The 20411-nt window shown below is 27.6% G+C and carries 18 protein-coding genes and 1 pseudogene; all 19 read left to right on the top strand.

Going from position 1 to position 20411, the window contains the following annotated elements; all coding sequences use genetic code 11:
- Positions 1-14: 14 nt before the first annotated feature.
- Positions 15-200 (top strand): annotated as a pseudogene (gene pyrH / locus HMPREF0629_RS07840) (UMP kinase); the annotation flags it as partial.
- A 10-nt stretch (positions 201-210) separates the two neighbouring features.
- Positions 211-768, top strand: coding sequence for a ribosome recycling factor (frr, locus tag HMPREF0629_RS04695; RefSeq protein WP_009222202.1), 558 nt, complete (start codon positions 211-213; stop codon positions 766-768).
- A 40-nt stretch (positions 769-808) separates the two neighbouring features.
- Complete coding sequence (locus tag HMPREF0629_RS04700; protein ID WP_036728795.1) at positions 809-1531, top strand: isoprenyl transferase; 723 nt, start codon at positions 809-811, stop codon at positions 1529-1531.
- A complete protein-coding gene (locus HMPREF0629_RS04705; protein WP_009222204.1) occupies positions 1532-2308 on the top strand; it encodes a phosphatidate cytidylyltransferase in 777 nt (258 codons plus the stop codon).
- 10 nt (positions 2309-2318) lie between these two features.
- Positions 2319-3341, top strand: a complete 1023-nt coding sequence (rseP, locus tag HMPREF0629_RS04710; protein WP_009222205.1) for an RIP metalloprotease RseP — start codon at positions 2319-2321, stop codon at positions 3339-3341.
- 15 nt (positions 3342-3356) lie between these two features.
- Complete coding sequence (ispG, locus tag HMPREF0629_RS04715) at positions 3357-4406, top strand: flavodoxin-dependent (E)-4-hydroxy-3-methylbut-2-enyl-diphosphate synthase (RefSeq protein WP_039856860.1); 1050 nt, start codon at positions 3357-3359, stop codon at positions 4404-4406.
- 12 nt (positions 4407-4418) lie between these two features.
- Entirely contained in the window at positions 4419-8681 is a 4263-nt protein-coding gene (locus tag HMPREF0629_RS04720) for a PolC-type DNA polymerase III (protein WP_039856862.1), read from the top strand.
- A 113-nt stretch (positions 8682-8794) separates the two neighbouring features.
- Entirely contained in the window at positions 8795-9256 is a 462-nt protein-coding gene (rimP, locus tag HMPREF0629_RS04725) for a ribosome maturation factor RimP (protein ID WP_009222208.1), read from the top strand.
- 11 nt (positions 9257-9267) lie between these two features.
- Complete coding sequence (gene nusA / locus HMPREF0629_RS04730; protein ID WP_009222209.1) at positions 9268-10407, top strand: transcription termination factor NusA; 1140 nt, start codon at positions 9268-9270, stop codon at positions 10405-10407.
- A 23-nt stretch (positions 10408-10430) separates the two neighbouring features.
- On the top strand, positions 10431-10700 hold the full coding sequence (rnpM, locus tag HMPREF0629_RS04735) for an RNase P modulator RnpM (RefSeq protein ID WP_039856640.1): 270 nt from the start codon (positions 10431-10433) through the stop codon (positions 10698-10700).
- Positions 10701-10725: 25 nt separating this feature from the next.
- A complete protein-coding gene (gene infB / locus HMPREF0629_RS04740; RefSeq protein ID WP_009222211.1) occupies positions 10726-13110 on the top strand; it encodes a translation initiation factor IF-2 in 2385 nt (794 codons plus the stop codon).
- Positions 13111-13119: 9 nt separating this feature from the next.
- The gene (rbfA, locus tag HMPREF0629_RS04745; RefSeq protein WP_009222212.1) at positions 13120-13473 is read left to right on the top strand and encodes a 30S ribosome-binding factor RbfA; all 354 of its coding nucleotides are present in this window, start codon (positions 13120-13122) and stop codon (positions 13471-13473) included.
- A complete protein-coding gene (locus HMPREF0629_RS04750; RefSeq protein ID WP_009222213.1) occupies positions 13460-14437 on the top strand; it encodes a bifunctional oligoribonuclease/PAP phosphatase NrnA in 978 nt (325 codons plus the stop codon). The genes rbfA and HMPREF0629_RS04750 overlap by 14 nt, the downstream gene beginning before the upstream one ends.
- Positions 14415-15302 (top strand): tRNA pseudouridine(55) synthase TruB, encoded by an 888-nt coding sequence (gene truB, locus HMPREF0629_RS04755; RefSeq protein ID WP_009222214.1) that lies wholly within the window; start codon positions 14415-14417, stop codon positions 15300-15302. The genes HMPREF0629_RS04750 and truB overlap by 23 nt, the downstream gene beginning before the upstream one ends.
- On the top strand, positions 15303-16217 hold the full coding sequence (locus HMPREF0629_RS04760) for a bifunctional riboflavin kinase/FAD synthetase (RefSeq protein WP_009222215.1): 915 nt from the start codon (positions 15303-15305) through the stop codon (positions 16215-16217). It begins immediately after the preceding gene.
- A 110-nt stretch (positions 16218-16327) separates the two neighbouring features.
- A complete protein-coding gene (gene rpsO, locus HMPREF0629_RS04765; protein ID WP_009222216.1) occupies positions 16328-16594 on the top strand; it encodes a 30S ribosomal protein S15 in 267 nt (88 codons plus the stop codon).
- Between the two features lie 47 nt (positions 16595-16641).
- A complete protein-coding gene (locus HMPREF0629_RS04770) occupies positions 16642-18786 on the top strand; it encodes a polyribonucleotide nucleotidyltransferase (RefSeq protein WP_009222217.1) in 2145 nt (714 codons plus the stop codon).
- A 55-nt stretch (positions 18787-18841) separates the two neighbouring features.
- Complete coding sequence (gene dut, locus HMPREF0629_RS04775; RefSeq protein ID WP_009222218.1) at positions 18842-19273, top strand: dUTP diphosphatase; 432 nt, start codon at positions 18842-18844, stop codon at positions 19271-19273.
- Between the two features lie 67 nt (positions 19274-19340).
- On the top strand, positions 19341-20411 hold a 1071-nt coding region (locus tag HMPREF0629_RS04780; RefSeq protein ID WP_009222219.1), incomplete at its 3' end, for a DNA translocase FtsK 4TM domain-containing protein.

Below are 20411 nucleotides of genomic sequence, written 5' to 3' on the forward strand. Positions count from 1 at the left end.
CCTAAGTTTAATAAAATGCAAAAAAATTTGAAAAACTTTCATATTTTGAAATACTTAGTAGAGAATTAAAAATAATGGATTCTACAGCAACATCACTTTGTATGGATAATAATATTCCTTTAATTGTTTTTGGAATAGATGAACCTTCATCAATAGTAGATGTTGTTAATGGAAAAGATATTGGAACTAATGTAAAATAAGGAGGACATTATGGTACCTGAAATAAAAAAAGATGCTGAAGAAAAAATGAAAAAAACCATATCTGTTTACAGAGAAGATCTTCAAAGTATTAGAGCGGGAAGAGCTAATCCATCTTTATTAGATAAAATAACAGTAGATTATTATGGACAAGCAACACCTCTTAATCAAGTTGCGGGTATATCTGCTCCAGAGCCTAGACTTCTTGCAATTACTCCTTGGGATGCAAGCTTAATACCAGCTATTGAAAAGGCTATATTAAAATCTGAATTAGGTATTACTCCTTCAAATGATGGTAAAATAGTAAGATTATTAATTCCTCACCTTACAGAAGAAAGACGTAAAGAACTTACTAAAATTGTAAGGAAAAATGGTGAAAATGCAAAAGTTGCAATCAGAAATATAAGACGCGATTCCATAGATGAAGTTAAAAAACTTGAAAAATCTAAAGAAATTTCTGAAGATGACAGAAAAGATGGAGAAGAACAAATTCAAAAGCTTACAGACAAGTATATAGAAGAACTTGATAAAATTACAAAGTCTAAAGAAGATGAATTAATGGAAATATAAAAAAGGACCTGTGAGGTCCTTTTTTTATAAAGGGGATAATATGACTTTAAAAGATAATATTAAATTAGATTTAATTCCCAATCATATAGGAATAATAATGGATGGAAATGGGAGATGGGCTAAAAATAAAAATTTACCTAGATATTTTGGGCATAAAGAAGGTAGTAAAAGAGTAATAGAAATAGTAGAAGCTTGCTATAATTTAGGAATCAAGTCTCTTTCATTATATGCGTTTTCTACTGAAAATTGGAAAAGACCTGAAGAAGAAATATCTAAATTAATGGATTTATTAGTTATTTTTATTAAATCTCAATTAGATAAAATTATGGAAAATAATGTAAAAATAAATGTACTTGGAGATATTTCAAAGTTACCGCTTAAAGTGCAAAAAGAAATTAATAGAGCATTGTCATTAACAGAGCATAATGATAAAATGATATTAAATATTGGATTAAATTATGGCGGAAGAGACGAAATTATAATGGCTACAAAAGCAATATGTGAAGATGTTTTAAATAAAAAGATAGCTATTAATGATATTGAAACATTATTTTCAAATTACTTATATACTAAAGGACAAAATGAGCTTGATCTTTTAATAAGGCCTAGCGGAGAATTAAGAGTTAGTAACTTTATGCTTTATCAATTGGCTTATGCTGAATTTTGGTTTTCAAATATTCTTTGGCCTGATTTTACAGAAGAAGTACTGTATGAAGCTATAATTGATTATCAAAATAGAAATAGAAGGTTTGGTGGATTATAATTGTCTGAATTTAAAAAAAGACTTATAACTGGAGTTGTAGGATTAATAATATTAGGATTAATTTTATATTTTGGTGGAAATTATTTAAGAATTGCGTTAATTTTAATTTCGATGTTGGGCTCTTATGAAATGTATAATGCTTATAAAAAAATTAACATAAATATAAATTTTTTAGTAATATTAATCGGAATATTTTCTACTTTTGTATTTGAATTAGTTGGGTTCTCATTAGAATTTAGCGTTGTAATTACATTGTTGCTATCATTTATTTTTACTTTATTCAGTGAAAGATATAATTTAAATGATGTAGCATATACTATATTAACATTTATATATGTACCATATTTATTTAGCTTAATGCTTGAATTTGAAAATACTCCATATCTATATCTTATTTTTATAATAGCATTTAGCACAGATACATTTGCATATTTTGTAGGATCGAAATTCGGCAAACATAAACTTATAGAAAAAATTAGTCCTAAAAAATCAATAGAAGGTTCTATTGGCGGGATACTTGGATGTTTAATTTTAAGCTTAGTTTATTTTTATATTACAGGTATAAGTATAAATATTGTATCATTCATTTTTGTTATAATAGGATCTATATCCGGGCAAATAGGAGATTTAATAGCTTCAAAGATAAAAAGAGTAGTTGGAATTAAAGACTATGGTAAATTATTGCCCGGACATGGAGGAATAATGGATAGATTTGATAGTATAATAACTGTTATTCCAATAGTGTATATGTTATATTTTATTACAGTTCTTTATTAGGAGGCAAACAATGAACACTTTAATTGGTTCTATTATAGTTTTTATGCTCGTTATAACTCTTCATGAGTTGGGTCATTTTTCAGTTGCTAAAATGGTTGGAATAAAGGTTAATGAATTTTCTATAGGTATGGGACCTAAAATTTTTCAAAAAGAAGGCTTGGAAACCAAATATTCTATTAGAATCCTTCCAATAGGAGGATATGTTGCCATGGAAGGTGAAGATGAACGTTCTGATGATCCTAGAAGTTTTAATAATGTCAATGTGTTTAAACGAATGGCTGTAGTTGTAGCAGGAGTTTGTATGAATTTTATCCTTGCCGTTATAGCCTTTTTTATTGTAGCAGTAATTGTAGGAACCCCTACTAATACTATTGGAAGTATTGTAGACAATTCTTCCGCATATCATGCAGGCTTATATGCAGGGGATAAAATTATAGAAATTAATGATATTCCTACTAAAAATTGGGAAGATATTGTATTTAATATTTCTAATTCAAAGGAAAACTCTGATATTAGAATAAAAATAACTAGAAATCATAATGAATTAGTAAAGCATGTTATAGCTAAAAGTAACAACGGAAGAATTCAAATAGGAATAACTCCTAATTATGAAAAGTCAATTTCTAATGCGATAAAATATTCTTTTCTAGATACAATTCAAGTTATAAAAGATGTATTTATGACTATTAAATTATTATTTAAAGGCAATGTTGATGTTACAATGTTGTCCGGTCCTGTAGGAGTGATTTCTGTAATTGGACAGGCTACATCTCTTGGTATGGTTTATTTATTAAAGATGATTGGTATAATCAGTGCAAATCTTGGTGTCGTTAATTTATTACCTATACCGGCATTAGATGGAGGAAAGTTATTGTTTTTAATAATAGAAAAACTAATAGGTAAAAAGATTAATGAAAAAATTGAAAATACACTTAGTTTAATAGGAATTTCATTTTTGCTATTTTTGATGTTATATATAACTTTGTTTGGAGATTTAGCAAGAATGAATTTATGGAATGTAATAAAAAAATAATTGGGTGATTATGTGATTGATAGAAAAAAAACAAAACAAATTAAAGTAGGAAATGTATTGATAGGTGGAGATGCACCTATTAGTGTACAGTCTATGACTAATACTATAACTAAAGATATAAATTCTACTATTAGTCAGATTAATTTACTTGAAAGCTATGGGTGTGATTTAATTAGATTTGCTGTGAATGACTTAGAAGATGCAAGTGCTATAAGAAAAATTAAAAATGGAATAAAAATACCAACTATTGCAGATATACAATATGATTATAGATTAGCTTTAGCCTCTGCCGAAAATGGAATAGATTGTCTCAGAATAAATCCCGGGAATATTGGAGCAAAATGGAAAGTAGAAGAGGTAGTTAAAGCTTGTAAGTATCATGATATACCAATTAGAATTGGCGTGAATTCCGGTTCAATAAAGCAAGAATTTATAGATATGTATAAAGGTGTAAATGAAAATTCTATTTGTTATAGCGCATTAGAAGAAATAGAAATTTTAGAATCTATGTCTTTTTACGATATAAAAGTGTCATTGAAAGCAAGTAATGTAAATTTATCAATAAATTCTTATAAAAAATTTTCAGAATTTAGCGACTATCCGCTTCATCTTGGAATAACAGAAGCAGGTCCTTCGTTTAACGGAACTATAAAGTCATCTGTTGGAATAGGTTCACTTTTGGCTATGGGAATAGGAGATACAATTAGAGTCTCATTAACTGCAGATCCTATAGAAGAAGTAAAAGTTGGAAGAGAGATATTAAAATCATTAGGATTATTAAAAGAGGGTATTGAAATAATATCTTGTCCAACTTGTGCAAGAACAAAAATAAATCTTATAGATATGGTGGAGAAAGCTCAAGATAAGCTATATTCTATGAATAAAAATATTAAAGTAGCACTTATGGGGTGTCCTGTAAATGGTCCTGGAGAAGCAAAAGAAGCAGACATTGGAATTGCAGGAGGAAACGGAGTAGGAATTATATTTAAAAAAGGTAAGATAATAAAGAAGGTAGATGAAAATAAACTTCTTGAGGAATTATTTAAGGAAATAGAAAATTTATAGGTGATATAATTGATTACTTTTAAGGAACTTTTGCAAAAGCTTGATATTGATGACGAAAATTTGTATAAAAAAAATATAAAAATAGAAAAAATTTTACTTGATAAAAAAAATTTGGAAATTTTTATAAATTTTTCTAGTTATGAAGAATTAGATGATGAACTAAAAAAAATTATTGAAGATAAGATTACAAATCAATTGAATAAATTAAAAATTATATATAAGTATAATATTTTATCCAAAGAATATACTGATGAAATTTCGTTAATAAAAGATGAAATTATAAACTACAATCCTTCTGCAAAAGTTTGGATTGATAATTTAAAAATTCATGTAAAAAAAGAAGAGTCATGTATAAACATTGAGGTATTTGATAAAAATATTTATTATTTAATTACTAAAAATGAACTGAAGAATATATTAGAGGATAAACTTAAAATATTTGGAGAGTATAAACTTAATTTTATAGAAACTGAATTGGAAATAGATACTTCTGAAGATAAAATAGAAGAAATTATTACATCAATGCAAAAACAAGAAAAAATAATTTCACAAAAAATTGATCTTCAAAGAACGTCTAATCCAACAGAAACTCAAAAAATGAGTTCAAATGATAAATATAGCTATGGAAAAAAAGATATATCCAGCGTAACAAAGCTCATATTTTTAAATTCGTACTTTAAAAAAGTAACCGTAGAGGTAGATGTATTTTCAATTGATGTAAGAGAAACAAAAAATAATAAATTTTTAATAAGTTTATCAATAACAGATTATACATCCTCTTATATAGCTAAAATATTTTTAACTAAAGATAAAATTGATGAATTTTTATCTAAAATTAACATAGGTAGTCATGTACTTATTACAGGAGATATTCAATATGATTCTTATTCTAAGAGCGAAAATATATTTATTAAATATATAGAGGTTTTAGAAAAACATATCAAACAAGATACTAATAATGAAAAGAGAGTTGAGCTTAAGCTTCACAGTAAAATGAGTGCTATGAATGGAGTAAGCTCATTTAACGAATTTGCTAAAAGGGCATCTGATTGGGGTATGAGTTCAATTGCAATTACTGATATTTCGGATGTTCAAGGATTTCCTGAAGCTATGGAATGCGGTAAAAAATATGGATTAAAAGTTATATATGGGTTAGATTGTAATTTTGTAGATAATTGTGAAGATATAGTTAAAAATTATAATGGTGCGACTTTCACAAATTCTTTTGTTGTATTTGATATAGAAACTACAGGATTTTCTCCACAAGTTGATGAAATAACAGAAATTGGAGCAGTTAAGATAGTTGATGGAGTTATTGTTGATAGATTTTCGCAATTAGTTAATCCTATGATTAAAATACCTGATAGAGTTGTGGAATTAACAGGAATAAGTAATGATTTTGTAAAAGATGAGCCTACAATTGATAAAGTAATTGTTGATTTTAATGATTTTTGTAAAAATTCTGTTTTAGTAGCGCATAATGCAGGATTTGATATAAGTTTTATAAGGCGTGATATGCTTAAATATAATCTTAGCTTTAATTTCACCGTACTTGATACATTATCATTAGCCAGGGCAATTATAAAAGACATTAAGAGATTTAATCTTACTGCATTATCAAAAAAGCTTGGAGTTAGCCTTGTGAATGCACATAGAGCTGTAAATGATGCAGAAGCTACGGCTGAAGTATTTATTAAAATGCTGGATATTTTAAAAAAATTAGGAATAAAGACTTTTTGCGATATTAATAAATTAAAAAAAGATATTGACAGTTCAATACTTTTTGAGAGTTCGATATCTTTGTTGGTGAAGAATAATGTAGGACTTAAAAATTTGTATAAACTAGTTAGTGAATCTCATATGAATTATGTAAATAGAGTTGCTAAAGTTCCAAGGAGTTTGATCAATAAATATAGAGAGGGCATTTTGGTTGGAAGTGGAAATTCTTCATCAGAACTTTTTAAAGCTGTATTCAATATGGAATCAGAAGAAAATATAAGAAATATCGCAAGATATTATGATTATATAGAAATACAGCCATTGGAAAATAATTTAAACTATATAGAAAATAATTTAGTAAAAGATTATGATACACTAAAATTTATTAATAAAAAATTATATGATTTAGGTAAAGAATTAAATATTCCCGTTGTAGCAACCGGTGATGTTTATTATTTAGATGAAAAAGATGATATAACAAGAAGAGTAATATTAAACGGTCAGACTGGCAGACCTCCAGAGAATGCACATATACCACAGAAATTATTTTTTAGAACTACAGATGAAATGCTTGAAGAATTTTCATATCTAGGCAAAGATCAAAGTTATGAGGTTGTTGTTAAAAATACAAATATGATTGCTAATTTATGCGAAGATATAAAACCGATTCCTGATGGAACATACCCTCCCATAATCGAAGGTGCAGATTCAGATCTAAGAAAGATATGTTATGAGAAAGCTCATGAAATATATGGGGATAATCTTCCTGAAATAGTAGAAAATAGATTAGATAGAGAGCTTAATTCTATAATATCAAATGGATATGCTGTTCTTTATATAATAGCACAAAAATTAGTAAAAAAATCAAATGATGATGGTTATTTAGTCGGATCAAGAGGTTCTGTAGGCTCATCATTTGCTGCAACAATGAGTTCTATTACTGAAGTAAACCCATTACCTCCACATTATATATGTCCAAATTGTAAATATTTTGAAGATATGAGTAATGGAACTGTTGATTCAGGGATAGACTTACCGGATAAAATATGTCCGGTTTGTGGAAGTGAACTGAAAAAAGACGGACATGATATACCTTTTGAAGTTTTTTTAGGGTTTAATGGAGATAAAGAACCGGATATAGATTTAAATTTTGCCGGAGAATATCAACCTACCGCTCATAAATATACAGAAGAGTTATTTGGAGAAGGATATGTTTTTAGAGCCGGAACTATAGGTACAGTTGCAGAAAAAACAGCTTATGGATATGTTAAGAAATTTTATGAAGATAAAAACATTTCGAATGTTGAAATTGATAGAATTGCCAAAGCAGCTATAGGAGTAAAAAGAACTTCAGGGCAACATCCCGGAGGAGTAATGATCTGTCCTAAAAGTAAAGAAATATTTGACTTTACACCTATACAATATCCCGCAGATGATAAATCATCAGGAGTAATAACAACTCATTTTGATTATAATTTCATACACGGAAAAATATTAAAATTGGATATACTTGGGCACGACGGTCCTACTATAATAAAAATGTTAGAAGATTTTACGGGATTGAATTCACAAAAAATACCGCTTGATGATGAAAAGACAATTTCTTTATTTTCATGTTCGGATGAATTAAAATTGAATGAAAACATATTTTCTTCAAGTACAGGAACACTTGGTATTCCTGAATTTGGAACTAACTTTGTAAAACAAATGTTAATAGAAACTCATCCTAAAAATTTTGCTGAATTAGTTAGAATTTCAGGGTTATCTCATGGAACTAATGTTTGGACAAATAATGCTCAAGAATTGGTAAAAGCAGGAAAAGCTAAATTATCAGATGTAATATGCACTAGAGAAGATATAATGTTATATTTAATTAGAGCAGGTGCTGAAAATAAAATGGCATTTGATACTATGGAAAAAGTTAGAAAAGGTAAAGGACTTTCTGATGAACAAAAGAAAATCATGAATACACTTCCACTTCCCAATTGGTATATTGATTCTTGTGAAAAAATAGAGTATATGTTCCCTAAAGCACATGCTGTTGCATATGTAATGCTTTCTTTTAGAATAGCATATTATAAACTTAATTATCCGTTGGCTTATTATGCAACATATTTTACTATAAAACTTGCAGATTTTAACGGAGAGCTTATAATGAAGGGAGTAAATGCTATTAAGGAAAGAATTAATGATTTGAATAATAGTAACGATAAATTATCGGCAAAAGAAAAAGGAGAATTAACAGTTTTAGAAGTTGTTCTTGAAATGTTTGCAAGAGGATTTGAATTTGCTCCTGTTGATATATATAAATCAAATGCATCAAAATTTGATATATATGATAATAAAGTTTTAATGCCTCTACGAGCATTTTTTGGAGTTGGTGAAACCGTTGCAGATAATATTGTTTCAGAAAGAGAAAAAGGAGAATTTATTTCCATAGAAGATATAATTAAGAGAACTAAGGCTACAAAATCTGTAATAGATATATTAAATAGCAATAATTTGCTAAAAGAATTTCCTCAAACAAATCAATTGAGCCTATTTAATTTATTTTAAAATTATCTGAAAGTTGATTTATTTTGATAAATATGTTATAATTTTTAAGAAAGATATAGAAATTGTTAAGAGTGGACTAGTCCACTCTTGTTTTTTTCAAATGGGGGTGCATTGTGAAAAAAAATGATCTAATAGATAAAATAAAAAATATAGCAGAAGAATGTTCTAACGAAATTGGATATGAAATAGTTGATGTTGAATATCAAGTCGGTAATAAGCATGATTTACTTTCAATTTTTATCTATAAAAAAGAAGGAATAGATATTAACGACTGCACTAATATGAGTAGAATTATTGAAAGTATACTGGACAAAGAAGATATAATTGACAAACCATATTATTTAGAAATATCATCACCTGGACTTGATAGACCATTAAAAACAAAAGATGATTATAGAAGAAATGTCGGAAATGAGGTTACTGTAAAACTATATGCACCTTTAGACGGTAAAAAACTAATAGAGGGAATACTTGAAAATTATGATGAAAGCATAATAATATTGAGTGTTGAAGACGAAAAAATAGAAATACCTATAAAATCAATTTCTCTTATGAGACAAAGTATTAAATTTTAATGGAGGAAAATATGAACGAAGAATTTATAGGCGCATTAAATGAGTTAGAAAAAGAAAAAGGGATTTCAAAAGAAGTGATATTTGAGGCTTTAGAATCTGCTTTAGTTTCAAGTTACAGAAAAAATTTTGGAACATCACAAAATGTTCAGGTTGATATCAACAAAGATAGTGGAGAAATAAATGTTTTTGCACTAAAAGATATTGTTGCGGATGTAGATTTTGAAGATGAAAATTTACAAATACCTATTTCTAAGGCAAAAGATATTGATGCTAAATTTGAATTGGGAGATGTATATTCAGAAAAAATTAAGCCTGCTAATTTTGGAAGAATTGCAGCTCAAACTGCTAAACAAGTTGTTATACAAAGAATAAAGGATGCTGAAAGAGATATAATTTTTGAAGATTTTACAGATAGAGAAAATGAAATAATTACAGGGCAAGTTCAGAGAGTTTCTTATGGAAATGTGTATTTTGATCTTGGTAAAACAGAAGCTATACTTCCCGTTGCAGAACAAATTAAAGGAGAAGTATATCGACAAGGAGATAGACTTAAATTACTTTTATTAGAAGTAAAGAAGACTACAAAAGGACCTCAAATAATACTATCAAGATCACACCCGAATCTTGTTAAAAGATTATTTGAATTAGAGGTTCCTGAAATTTCTGAGGGTATTGTTGAAGTATATTCAATATCAAGAGAAGCAGGTTCAAGAACTAAAATAGCGGTATTTTCTAGAAATGAAGATGTAGATCCGCTTGGAGCTTGTGTTGGATATAAAGGTTCCAGAGTCAAAGCTATTGTAGATGAATTACATGATGAAAAAGTTGATATTGTAATTTATGAAAAACAAATAGATAAATTTATAGCTAATGCGTTAAGTCCTTCAAAAGTTGAAAAGGTATTTGCAAACGAGAAAGAAAAATCTGCATTAGTAGTAGTTCCTGATTATCAATTATCTTTAGCTATTGGCAAAGAAGGACAAAATGCAAGGCTTGCGGCTAAACTTACAAATTGGAAGATAGATATTAAATCTGTATCACAATTTGAGGAATATTTGGACTGCGAAAAAATCAATGAAGAAGATTTAAAAGAAAAATATGGATATTCGTATGTATCTGAAATATCAGAAGATTATTATGAAGAAAATTAACTATTAATATTTTGGGGTTAACAATGGTAAAGGTAAAAAAAATACCTATGCGAAAATGTATAGGATGTGGAGAAAATAAACCTAAAAAAGATTTGATAAGAGTTGTTAAAAATAAAGAAAATAAAATATTTTTGGATAAAACAGGTAAGAAAAACGGCAGAGGTGCTTATATATGTTTTGATATGGAGTGTCTTGAAAAAGCCATAAAGACAAAAGCTTTGAATAGAGCATTTGAAGTGGAGATAAATGATGAAACTTATAATGATTTAAGAGAATCTATAAAAAAACAGTAGTACCTTATTTCAAGGAGGTGGCCTAATGTCAAAAATTAGAGTACATGCATTGGCAAAAGATATTGGAATAAGTAGTAAAGAATTAATAGACAAGCTAAGTTCTTTAAATGTAATTGTTAAAAATCATATGTCAACAATAGAAGAAACAGATGAAGCTAAAATTAGAAGTATTTATGACAAAACAAAGAATCCGGAAAAAGAAAATATAAATAAACAGGTAAAAGATACAAAATCAGAAAAATCTTTTTCTAAAGAGCAAAATTATAAAGATAAAAATAATTTTCAAAATAAACAAAAAAATGATAAAAATTTAAACAAATTTATGTCTGATAAAAAAAATATTAACAATAAAGAAAATAATAAAAAAGAATTTAAGAAAAATGATTTCAATAAAAATAAACAAAATAAAGATAATTTTATAAAAGATGAAACTTTTAATAAAAAAACAGGTAAAAATTTAAACAAAGATAATAAAAATATTAACTCTAATGAAAAATTCTCTAAAAAGAAAAGTAATAATAAAATACAAAATTCTAAATATGATGATTCAGAAAAATCTTTTCCTAAAAGAGATTTGACAAAGAAAACTATAAAGAAAAAAAATAAATCGCAGAAAAAATCAGAAAAAACTGATATTAAGACAGGAGATGGTAGTATAGTTAGCATAAGTGCTCCTATAACAATTAAAGATTTTGCAGAAAAGTTAAATGTTTCTGTAGCTCAAATAATAACAAAATTGATTGGACTTGGAATTATGGCTAGTCAAAATGAAATGATAGATGAAGATACATGCTTATTAGTTGCTGATGATCTAAATATAGAAATTAAAATAGAAGAACCTGAAGCAGAAATATCAATTGAAGAAAAATTTGGGCTTGACTACGAAGATAAGGAATCTCAACTTAAATCAAGACCTCCTGTAGTAACAGTAATGGGACATGTTGACCATGGAAAAACATCACTATTAGATGTAATAAAAAAATCTCATGTTCAACTTTCAGAAGCTGGCGGAATTACCCAACATATAGGGGCGTATACTGTTAATGTGAACAATAAAAAGGTAACATTTTTAGACACGCCCGGACATGAAGCATTTACATCAATGAGACTTAGGGGCGCTCAAATAACAGATATTGCAATTTTAGTTGTTGCTGCAGATGATGGAGTTATGCCACAAACTATTGAAGCTATTTCTCATGCTAAATCAGCCAATGTACCTATTATAGTAGCAATTAACAAAATAGATAAACCTGAATCAAATTTAAACAGAGTAAAGCAAGAACTTTTAGATAATGGTCTCATGGCAGAAGATTGGGGCGGAGATGTAATAATGGTTCCGGTATCTGCAAAGACTAAAGAGGGAATTGATGATTTACTTGAAATGATTTTATTAGTTTCAGAAATGCTTGAATTAAAGGCTAATCCAAATAGAAAAGCTATAGGAACAGTAATAGAAGCAAAACTTGATAAAGGTAAAGGACCTATGGCTACAGTTTTAATACAAAAAGGAACCCTTCACTTTGGAGACAATGTAGTTTCAGGATTTTCTAGCGGAAGAATAAGAGCTATGACAGATGATAAAAATAAAAATATTAAAAAAGCAGGTCCTTCAATGCCTGCAGTAATATTGGGTTTATCAGATGTTCCTAATGCCGGTGATTTAATTTATGCGGTAGAAGATGAAAAAATGGCAAGAACAATTGCGGATAAAAATAGAGAATCTATCAGAGAAACTAGAATAAATGCTAATTCAAAAATATCTCTTGAAAATTTATTTGACAAAATAAAAGAAGGAGAGATGAAAGAATTAAACGTAGTTGTAAAAGCTGATGTAAAAGGATCAGTTGAAGCTCTTAATCAGTCCCTTCTAAAGCTTACTAACGAAGAAGTAAAAATAAATATAATACATTCCGGAGCTGGTGGAATTAATGAAAGTGATATATCATTAGCATCGGCATCAAATGCAATAGTAATTGGATTTAATGTGAGACCTAACATTAATGCACTTGAACTTGCAAAGTCGGAGGAAGTAGATGTTAGAACTTATAGGGTTATCTACGATATTATAAATGATATTGAAGCTGCTGTTAAAGGTATGCTTGATCCTGATATTGTTGAAGAGGTTCAAGGAAGATGTGAAGTTAGACAAATATTTAAACTTCCAGGAAACATAATAGTTGCCGGAGTTTATGTATTAAACGGAAAACTTGTTAGAAAATCTATGATAAAAGTATTAAGGGATGACATAGTTATCCATGAAGGAGAAATATCATCACTTAAAAGATTTAAAGATGACGTAAAGGAACTCGCTACAGGATTTGAAGGTGGATTGGCAATAGAAGGATTTAATGATATTAAAGAAGGAGATTTCCTTGAGTGTTATATTTTAAAGGAAGTTCAAAAAAATTAGGTGATTTAAATGAATAATAAAAGAACTCATCAAATTTCGGAAGAGGTTAGAAGAGCTATTTCTGATATAGTTCAGCATAAATTAAAAGATCCTAGAATTCCGGATATAATAAGTATTTCTCATGTTGATGTTACAAATGATTTATCATTTGCAAAAGTATATATATCAATACTTGATGATGATAATAAAATTGAGGAAGCTATAAACGGAATAAATAGCGCTAAGGGTTTTATAAAAAGAGAGCTTGCAAAATTAGTGAAAATAAGAGCTATTCCCGAACTTATTTTCGTAAAGGATGACTCTATAGAAATTGGAATGAAAATGTCCAAAATAATAGAAGAGGTTAATAATGGAAACAGCTAAGTTTAAGGAGCTTATAAATTCTTCAAGTAAAATTTATTTAGCATCTCATATTAATCCTGACGGAGATAATATCGGTTCGATTCTTGGAATGTATGGCATTTTAAAGAAATTAGGTAAAGAAGTATATCTTATAGAGGATGATATTGTCCCTGACACATTTAAATTTTTACCATTTTTGAGTGAAATTGTCAGAAGTGATACTTTGAAAAATGATGCCGATTTATTTATAACACTTGATAGTGCTGATGTAGATAGAATAGGAGCTAATGCAAAAGTACTATTTTATGGTTCAAAAAACACTGTAAATATAGATCATCATTCTACAAATACAATGTATGCAGATGTTAACATAGTAGATGCATTAGCTCCTGCTACAGGAGAAATATTATTTGAACTTGCCAAAAACTTAAATGTAAAAATAGATAAGAATATTGCGCTTTGTATTTATACGGCTATATCAAGTGATACCGGAAGTTTCAAATATGATAATGTTAGACCATCTACATTTAAAATTGCATCAGAATTAATTAAAATAGGGATAGACATAAATAAAGTTGCAGTTAATTTATACCAAAACAGAAGTATAGAAAAAACTAGATTATTAATTAGCGCAATGAATAACCTAGAGTTGTATTCTAATGGTAAAATAGGAATTGTATATGTAGATGACATTATGATTAAAAATTGTAATGCTCAAAGTTCTGATACTGAAGGTATAGTCGAATTCATCAGAGATATATCCGGAGTGGAAATTGCTATACTATTCAAAATAAAAAAAGATTCAATAAGAATAAGTATTAGAACTAAATCATATGTTGATGCAACTAAAATTGTACGTTCTTTTGATGGTGGAGGACACATAAGAGCTGCCGGAGCAACTCTTAAATTACCATATTTTGACAGAAAGGAAGAAATTATAAAAATTTCTTTAAGAGAATTAAATGAACGGAATATTAATATTTAATAAACCTAAGGGAATTTCATCTCATGATGTAGTTTACATTTTAAGAAAAAAAATGAAAATAAAAAAAATAGGTCATACAGGAACATTAGATCCTATAGCTACAGGCGTTCTTATCATGTGTATTGGAAAAGCTACTAAAATATCGCAGTATATAATGTCAGATACCAAAGAATATATAGCTAAAATTAGTTTTGGATATGAAACTGCCACATTAGATTCTACATCTGAGCCAATTAAAAAAACTGACTATATTCCTCCGATAAATGAATTTAAAAATATTTTAAATTCATTTATCGGAAATATAGAACAAATTCCGCCTATGTATTCTGCGATAAAAGTAAATGGTCAAAAACTCTATGAACTTGCAAGGCAAGGCAAAACAATAGAATTAAAAAAAAGAAAAATTACTGTTTATAATATAGAATTATTAAAACAAGTGGATTATAAATCATATTATATAAAGATAAAATGTTCTTCAGGAACATATATTAGAAGTTTAATAAGAGATATAGGATATTCTCTGAATTCTTTAGCTACAATGGAAGAATTGACACGAACTAAGAGTGGAGAATTTACTATAGAAAATTCAATTTCTGAAGATAAGTTCTTATCTCTTGATAATGAAGAAATTGAAAATTTTATAATACCTATTGATAAAGCTTTATATAAATACAACTACTATAATATAAATGATAATTTTTATAAAAAATTAATTAATGGAGTTCCGTATAAAACTAAATTAGATTTTAAAAATAATGAACTTTTAAGAATATATTGTAAAAATGAGTTTATAGGAATCGGAAAATACATTGATTCGTTTGATTTTAATGGAATAAAAATGGAAAAAATGTTGATGGGTGATTAGATGCAGGTAATAAAAATAGATGAAAATTATCAAGCTGTTGAAGAATCTATAATAGCATTAGGGAACTTTGATGGAGTTCATTTGGCACATAAAAAATTACTTTTAAAATTAGTTTCTGAATCCAAAAAGTTAAATTTAAAAAGTAGTATTTTAATTTTTAAAAATCATACTAAAGATACTATATATAATAAAAAACAAAGATTATTAACATCAAATAAGCAGAAATTTGAGATGTTAAGAAATATTGGAATTGATATTATTTATGAAATTATATTTGATGATAGTATAATGAAAATATCTCCTGTTGAATTCATCGAAAAATTTTTATATAAAAACTTAAAGGCTAGAGGAATTGTAGCGGGATATGACTATAAGTTTGGTTACATGGCTAAAGGAGATATTGAATTATTAAAAAATTTATCATTAAAAAATAATATTAAAAATTTTATAATTGATGCTGTTATTTTTGATGGTATAATAGTTTCTTCTTCAACTATAAGAAATTTTATAGAAGATGGTAATATCGAAATGGCAAATAAACTTTTAGGCTATAATTATACAATCACAGGAAAAATAATTCATGGGAAAAATTTAGGAACTAAAAATGGATATCCCACTGCAAATATACAAATTGACACTAATTATGTTATTCCTAAATTTGGTGTTTATGATAGTGATATAAAAATAAAAAATAAAGTATACAAAGCTGCATCCAACATAGGCAAAAATCCAACAATAGAAAATAATGGACTTAGAATAGAATCACATATATTAAATTTTAATAAAAATATATACGGTGAAACAGTTGATTTAATTTTATTAAAATTTTTAAGACCGGAATCTAAATTTTTAAATATAGACGAATTATTTGAAAAAATAAAAGAAGATGTAAATAAAGTAAAAAATAGAATTTAGTTTACAATATATGATATATGTGTTAATATAATAAAAGTACCACACATGTGTTTGTCGTACCTCGGCGCTTACTTATGTGTTGGCATATATTAAAAAACGGAGGATAAAAAATGTTAAACAAAGATGAAAAAAGTAAAATTATTGATAGTTTTAAGGTGAATGAAAAGGACACAGGTTCTCCTGAAGTTCAAGTTGCAATTTTAACTACAAGAATTAATGAGTTAAATGAACATTTAAAGGAACATAAGAAGGATCACCATTCAAGAAGAGGTCTTTTAAAAATGGTAGGTAAAAGAAGAAATCTTCTTAGATATTTAAAGAATAAAGATATTGAAAGATATCGTTCATTAATAGAAAAGCTACAAATCAGAGGTTAATAAAAAGAGCGGAGGAGCCGCTCTTTATTTTTTAAAAGGAGAAAATAATGGAGAAAATTTTTACCTTAGATCTAGCAGGTAGAACTTTAAAAGTAACTGTAGGAAAAGTAGCTGAACAGGCAAATGGTGCATGTTTAGTTGAATATGGAGACACTGTAGTTTTAGTTACAGTAACGGCATCTAAAACTCCTAGAGATGGAATAGATTTTTTCCCTCTAAGTGTTGATTTTGAAGAAAAAATGTATGCTGTTGGGAAAATGCCTGGTGGATTTATAAAAAGAGAAGGAAAACCTAGTGAAAAATCTATTTTGTCATCTAGATTAATAGACAGACCTATACGACCACTTTTCCCTGAAGGATATAGAAATGATGTTCAAGTTGTTGCTACTGTATTATCTGTTGATCAAGATTGTCAACCTGATATTGTTGGGATGATAGGATCTTCAATAGCACTTTCTATATCAGACATCCCTTTTGATGGTCCTACAGGTTCTGTTTTAGTTGGTTATGTGGATGGAAAATATATAGTAAATCCTACAGAAACAGAAAGAGAAAAATCTGACATTTATTTAGTTGTTTCTGGAACTAAAACAGCTATCATGATGGTTGAAGCAGGTGCAAATATAGTTAGCGAAGAAACTATGCTTAACGCTATACTTACGGCACATGAAGAAATTAAAAAAATATGTGATTTTGTAGATCAAATTAAAGCAGAAGTAGGAAAAGATAAAACTTCATATGAAGTATTCAAGCCTAATGAAGAAATAAAAACTAAAGTAAAAGAATATGGAACATCTATGATAGTAGATGCTATAAATGAACCTGATAAAATTATCAGAATTGAAAAGGTTGAAGAAGCAAAAGAGAATATAAGAAAACACTTTGAAGAATTAATGGAAGAATTTTCTAAAGATATAGAAATTATAATGGAAGAAATAGAGGTTACAGAAGTTAGACGAGGAATAATCGAAGATGAAATTAGACCCGATGGAAGAAAACTTGATGAAATTAGACATTTATCTTCTGAAACCGGTATTCTCCCAAGAACACATGGATCCGGGCTTTTTACAAGGGGACAAACTCAAGTATTATCAATAGCAACACTTGCCGGACTTTCTGATGTTCAAGTTATAGATGGATTAGGCGATGATAAACCTAAAAGATATATTCATCATTATAATTTTCCTCCATTTAGTGTAGGGGATACGAAACCTATGAGAGGTCCCGGAAGAAGAGAAATAGGACATGGTGCATTAGCTGAAAAAGCATTATTACCAGTAATCCCAACTGAAGAAGAATTCCCTTATGCAATAAGAGTTGTTTCTGAAGTATTATCATCAAATGGTTCTTCATCTCAAGCCTCAGTTTGCGGTTCAACTCTTGCATTAATGGATGCCGGAGTTCCAATAAAAGCACCTGTTGCCGGAATAGCCATGGGTCTTATTGAAGAAAATGGTATTACCAAAATATTAACTGATATTCAAGGTCTTGAAGATCATTTTGGTGATATGGATTTCAAAGTTGCAGGAACAAAAGAAGGTATTACTGCTATTCAAATGGATATAAAAGTTGAAGGAATAAGCAAAGAAGTTCTGGCTGTAGCTCTTGAAAGAGCAAAAAAAGCAAGATTAGAAATTCTTGAGCATTTAAATACTACAATATCTGAGCCAAGAAAAGAGTTATCACCTTATGCACCAATAATTCACATAATAATTATTGATCCTGAAAAAATTGGAGAAGTAATTGGAACCGGTGGAAAAATGATAAATAAAATAATAGAAAAAACAGGCGTAAAAATAGATATAGATGAAGATGGTAAGGTATCCGTACTTTCAGAAAATTCAGAAAAAGCAAAAGAGGCAATTTCTATTATAGAATCTATCGTAAAAGAAGTTGAAGTTGGAGATATATTTGAAGGTAAAGTTAAAAAAATAATGAAGTTTGGAGCATTTGTCGAATTGAAAAAAGGTGTAGAGGCTTTACTTCACATATCAGAAATACAACATGAGAGAACAAACAAAGTTGAAGATATATTAAAGATAGGAGATATAGTAAAAGTAAAAGTAATAGAAATTGATGAAGATGGTAAGATGTCATTATCGAGAAAAGTACTATTACCTAAAGAAGAATCTTCTAAAAATGACGCAACTTTAAAAAATGATAATGATATTGAAAAGCAAATTATAGAATAATATAAAATTGGGATACTTTTAAATTTTAGTATCCCGATTTTTTAAGGAGAATATAATGAAAATTAAAATTGTAAATAAAAGTAAGAATGAACTTCCTAAGTACCAAACCGAAGGATCTTCAGGTATGGATTTACAAGCAAATATTGAAGAACCTATTGTTCTTAAAAGCCTAGATAGAACTTTAATACCTACCGGATTATTTATAGAATTACCAAATGGATATGAAGCACAAGTAAGAGCAAGATCAGGATTAGCGCTAAAGAAAGGATTATCTCTTCCTAATGGTATAGGAACAATAGATAGTGATTATAGAGGAGAAATAAAAGTTATAATTATAAATTTAGGGAAAGAAGATGTAATTATAAATCCGGGAGATAGAATAGCCCAATTAGTAATTATAAAATACGAAAGAGTTGAACTTGATATAGTTAATGAATTAAATGAAACTGATAGGGAATCCGGAGGTTTTGGACACACCGGAGTTTAAAATTAATTATTTTAAATAGTAATTTAAACTATCCTTTATGATATAATAATTATAAAGAGGTGTTATTTTGGCAAATAGAAAAGTTAAAAAAAAATCTGAAAATAATATATTTTATGGCGAACTTGTGAGTATTGGATTTATTATACTTGGCATAATATCCTTAATAAGCTTATTTAGTAATAAAATGGGATTAGTTGGAAGCTTATTATATAAACTTTTTTCGTTTTTAGGTGGGACAGGAAACTTTTTATTTCCATTAATTTTTATTTTTTTAGGTTTTATTTATAATATTAATAAATTAAAGAAAAATTTTAAAAAATATATTATTTCATCTATTATAATTCTTCTCTGTATCTTAGTTTTTTTGGATGGAACTAAATCATCAGATTTGACTTTAATTGATAGAATAAATTTATCTATTGAATTTTTAGATATAGCTACATCAGGTGGAGTAATAGGATCTATATTAGGATTCTTTTTGTATAAGTTATTTGGTTCAATAGGAACTTATGCTTTTTTAATAAGTATAATTATTATTAATATATATTTATTAGTTAAATATAATTTAATTTCTATCGGTAAAAATAAACCATTATTTACTATGATTGCTAAATTATTTTCTAAAAAATCAAATTTAAATAAAAATAAAAAAACTATAAATAAAAATTTAAAAAAACTGATAGAAAATGTTTCAGAAGAAAAAGATATAAATGAGTTTGATTCAGAAAATATTATTGCAGATAATGATGTTAATAAAAATATTTTAGAAGAAAATTATTTAAATGATGAAAAAAATATTTTAGAAAAAAAGACAGCTGGCAAAAATATTAACTTAAATAGAAATGAATCAGATGAAATAGAATTAAATAAATTTGAGAAAAATATAAGAAAAGATCAAAAAGAGGATAATTATATATTTCCTCCAATAGAGCTTTTAAAAAAATCTTCCGAAAAATCTTCTGTTTCAAATCAAGAAATAATAAAGAACGGAAGAATTATAGAACAAACAATGGAAAATTTTGGAATAGATTCAAAAATTGTTGCAATTAATAGAGGTCCCGTAATAACTTGTTATGAATTAGAGCCGGCTCCGGGGGTTAAACTTAGTAAGATAGTAGCATTAAATGATAATCTTTCA

Origin of the sequence: Peptoniphilus sp. oral taxon 386 str. F0131, from assembly GCF_000090945.1 — a bacterium.
In the GTDB taxonomy this organism is placed as follows: domain Bacteria; phylum Bacillota; class Clostridia; order Tissierellales; family Peptoniphilaceae; genus Anaerosphaera; species Anaerosphaera mikwangii.

Bases quoted from the DNA above. Each gene is read 5' to 3' on its own strand.
- frr (WP_009222202.1), top strand. From the start codon at position 211: ATGGTACCTGAAATAAAAAAAGATGCTGAAGAAAAAATGAAAAAAACC.
- HMPREF0629_RS04700 (WP_036728795.1), top strand. From the start codon at position 809: ATGACTTTAAAAGATAATATTAAATTAGATTTAATTCCCAATCATATA.
- rseP (WP_009222205.1), top strand. From the start codon at position 2,319: ATGAACACTTTAATTGGTTCTATTATAGTTTTTATGCTCGTTATAACT.
- nusA (WP_009222209.1), top strand. From the start codon at position 9,268: ATGAACGAAGAATTTATAGGCGCATTAAATGAGTTAGAAAAAGAAAAA.
- rnpM (WP_039856640.1), top strand. From the start codon at position 10,431: ATGGTAAAGGTAAAAAAAATACCTATGCGAAAATGTATAGGATGTGGA.
- infB (WP_009222211.1), top strand. From the start codon at position 10,726: ATGTCAAAAATTAGAGTACATGCATTGGCAAAAGATATTGGAATAAGT.
- rbfA (WP_009222212.1), top strand. From the start codon at position 13,120: ATGAATAATAAAAGAACTCATCAAATTTCGGAAGAGGTTAGAAGAGCT.
- HMPREF0629_RS04750 (WP_009222213.1), top strand. From the start codon at position 13,460: ATGGAAACAGCTAAGTTTAAGGAGCTTATAAATTCTTCAAGTAAAATT.
- truB (WP_009222214.1), top strand. From the start codon at position 14,415: ATGAACGGAATATTAATATTTAATAAACCTAAGGGAATTTCATCTCAT.
- HMPREF0629_RS04760 (WP_009222215.1), top strand. From the start codon at position 15,303: ATGCAGGTAATAAAAATAGATGAAAATTATCAAGCTGTTGAAGAATCT.
- rpsO (WP_009222216.1), top strand. From the start codon at position 16,328: ATGTTAAACAAAGATGAAAAAAGTAAAATTATTGATAGTTTTAAGGTG.
- HMPREF0629_RS04770 (WP_009222217.1), top strand. From the start codon at position 16,642: ATGGAGAAAATTTTTACCTTAGATCTAGCAGGTAGAACTTTAAAAGTA.
- dut (WP_009222218.1), top strand. From the start codon at position 18,842: ATGAAAATTAAAATTGTAAATAAAAGTAAGAATGAACTTCCTAAGTAC.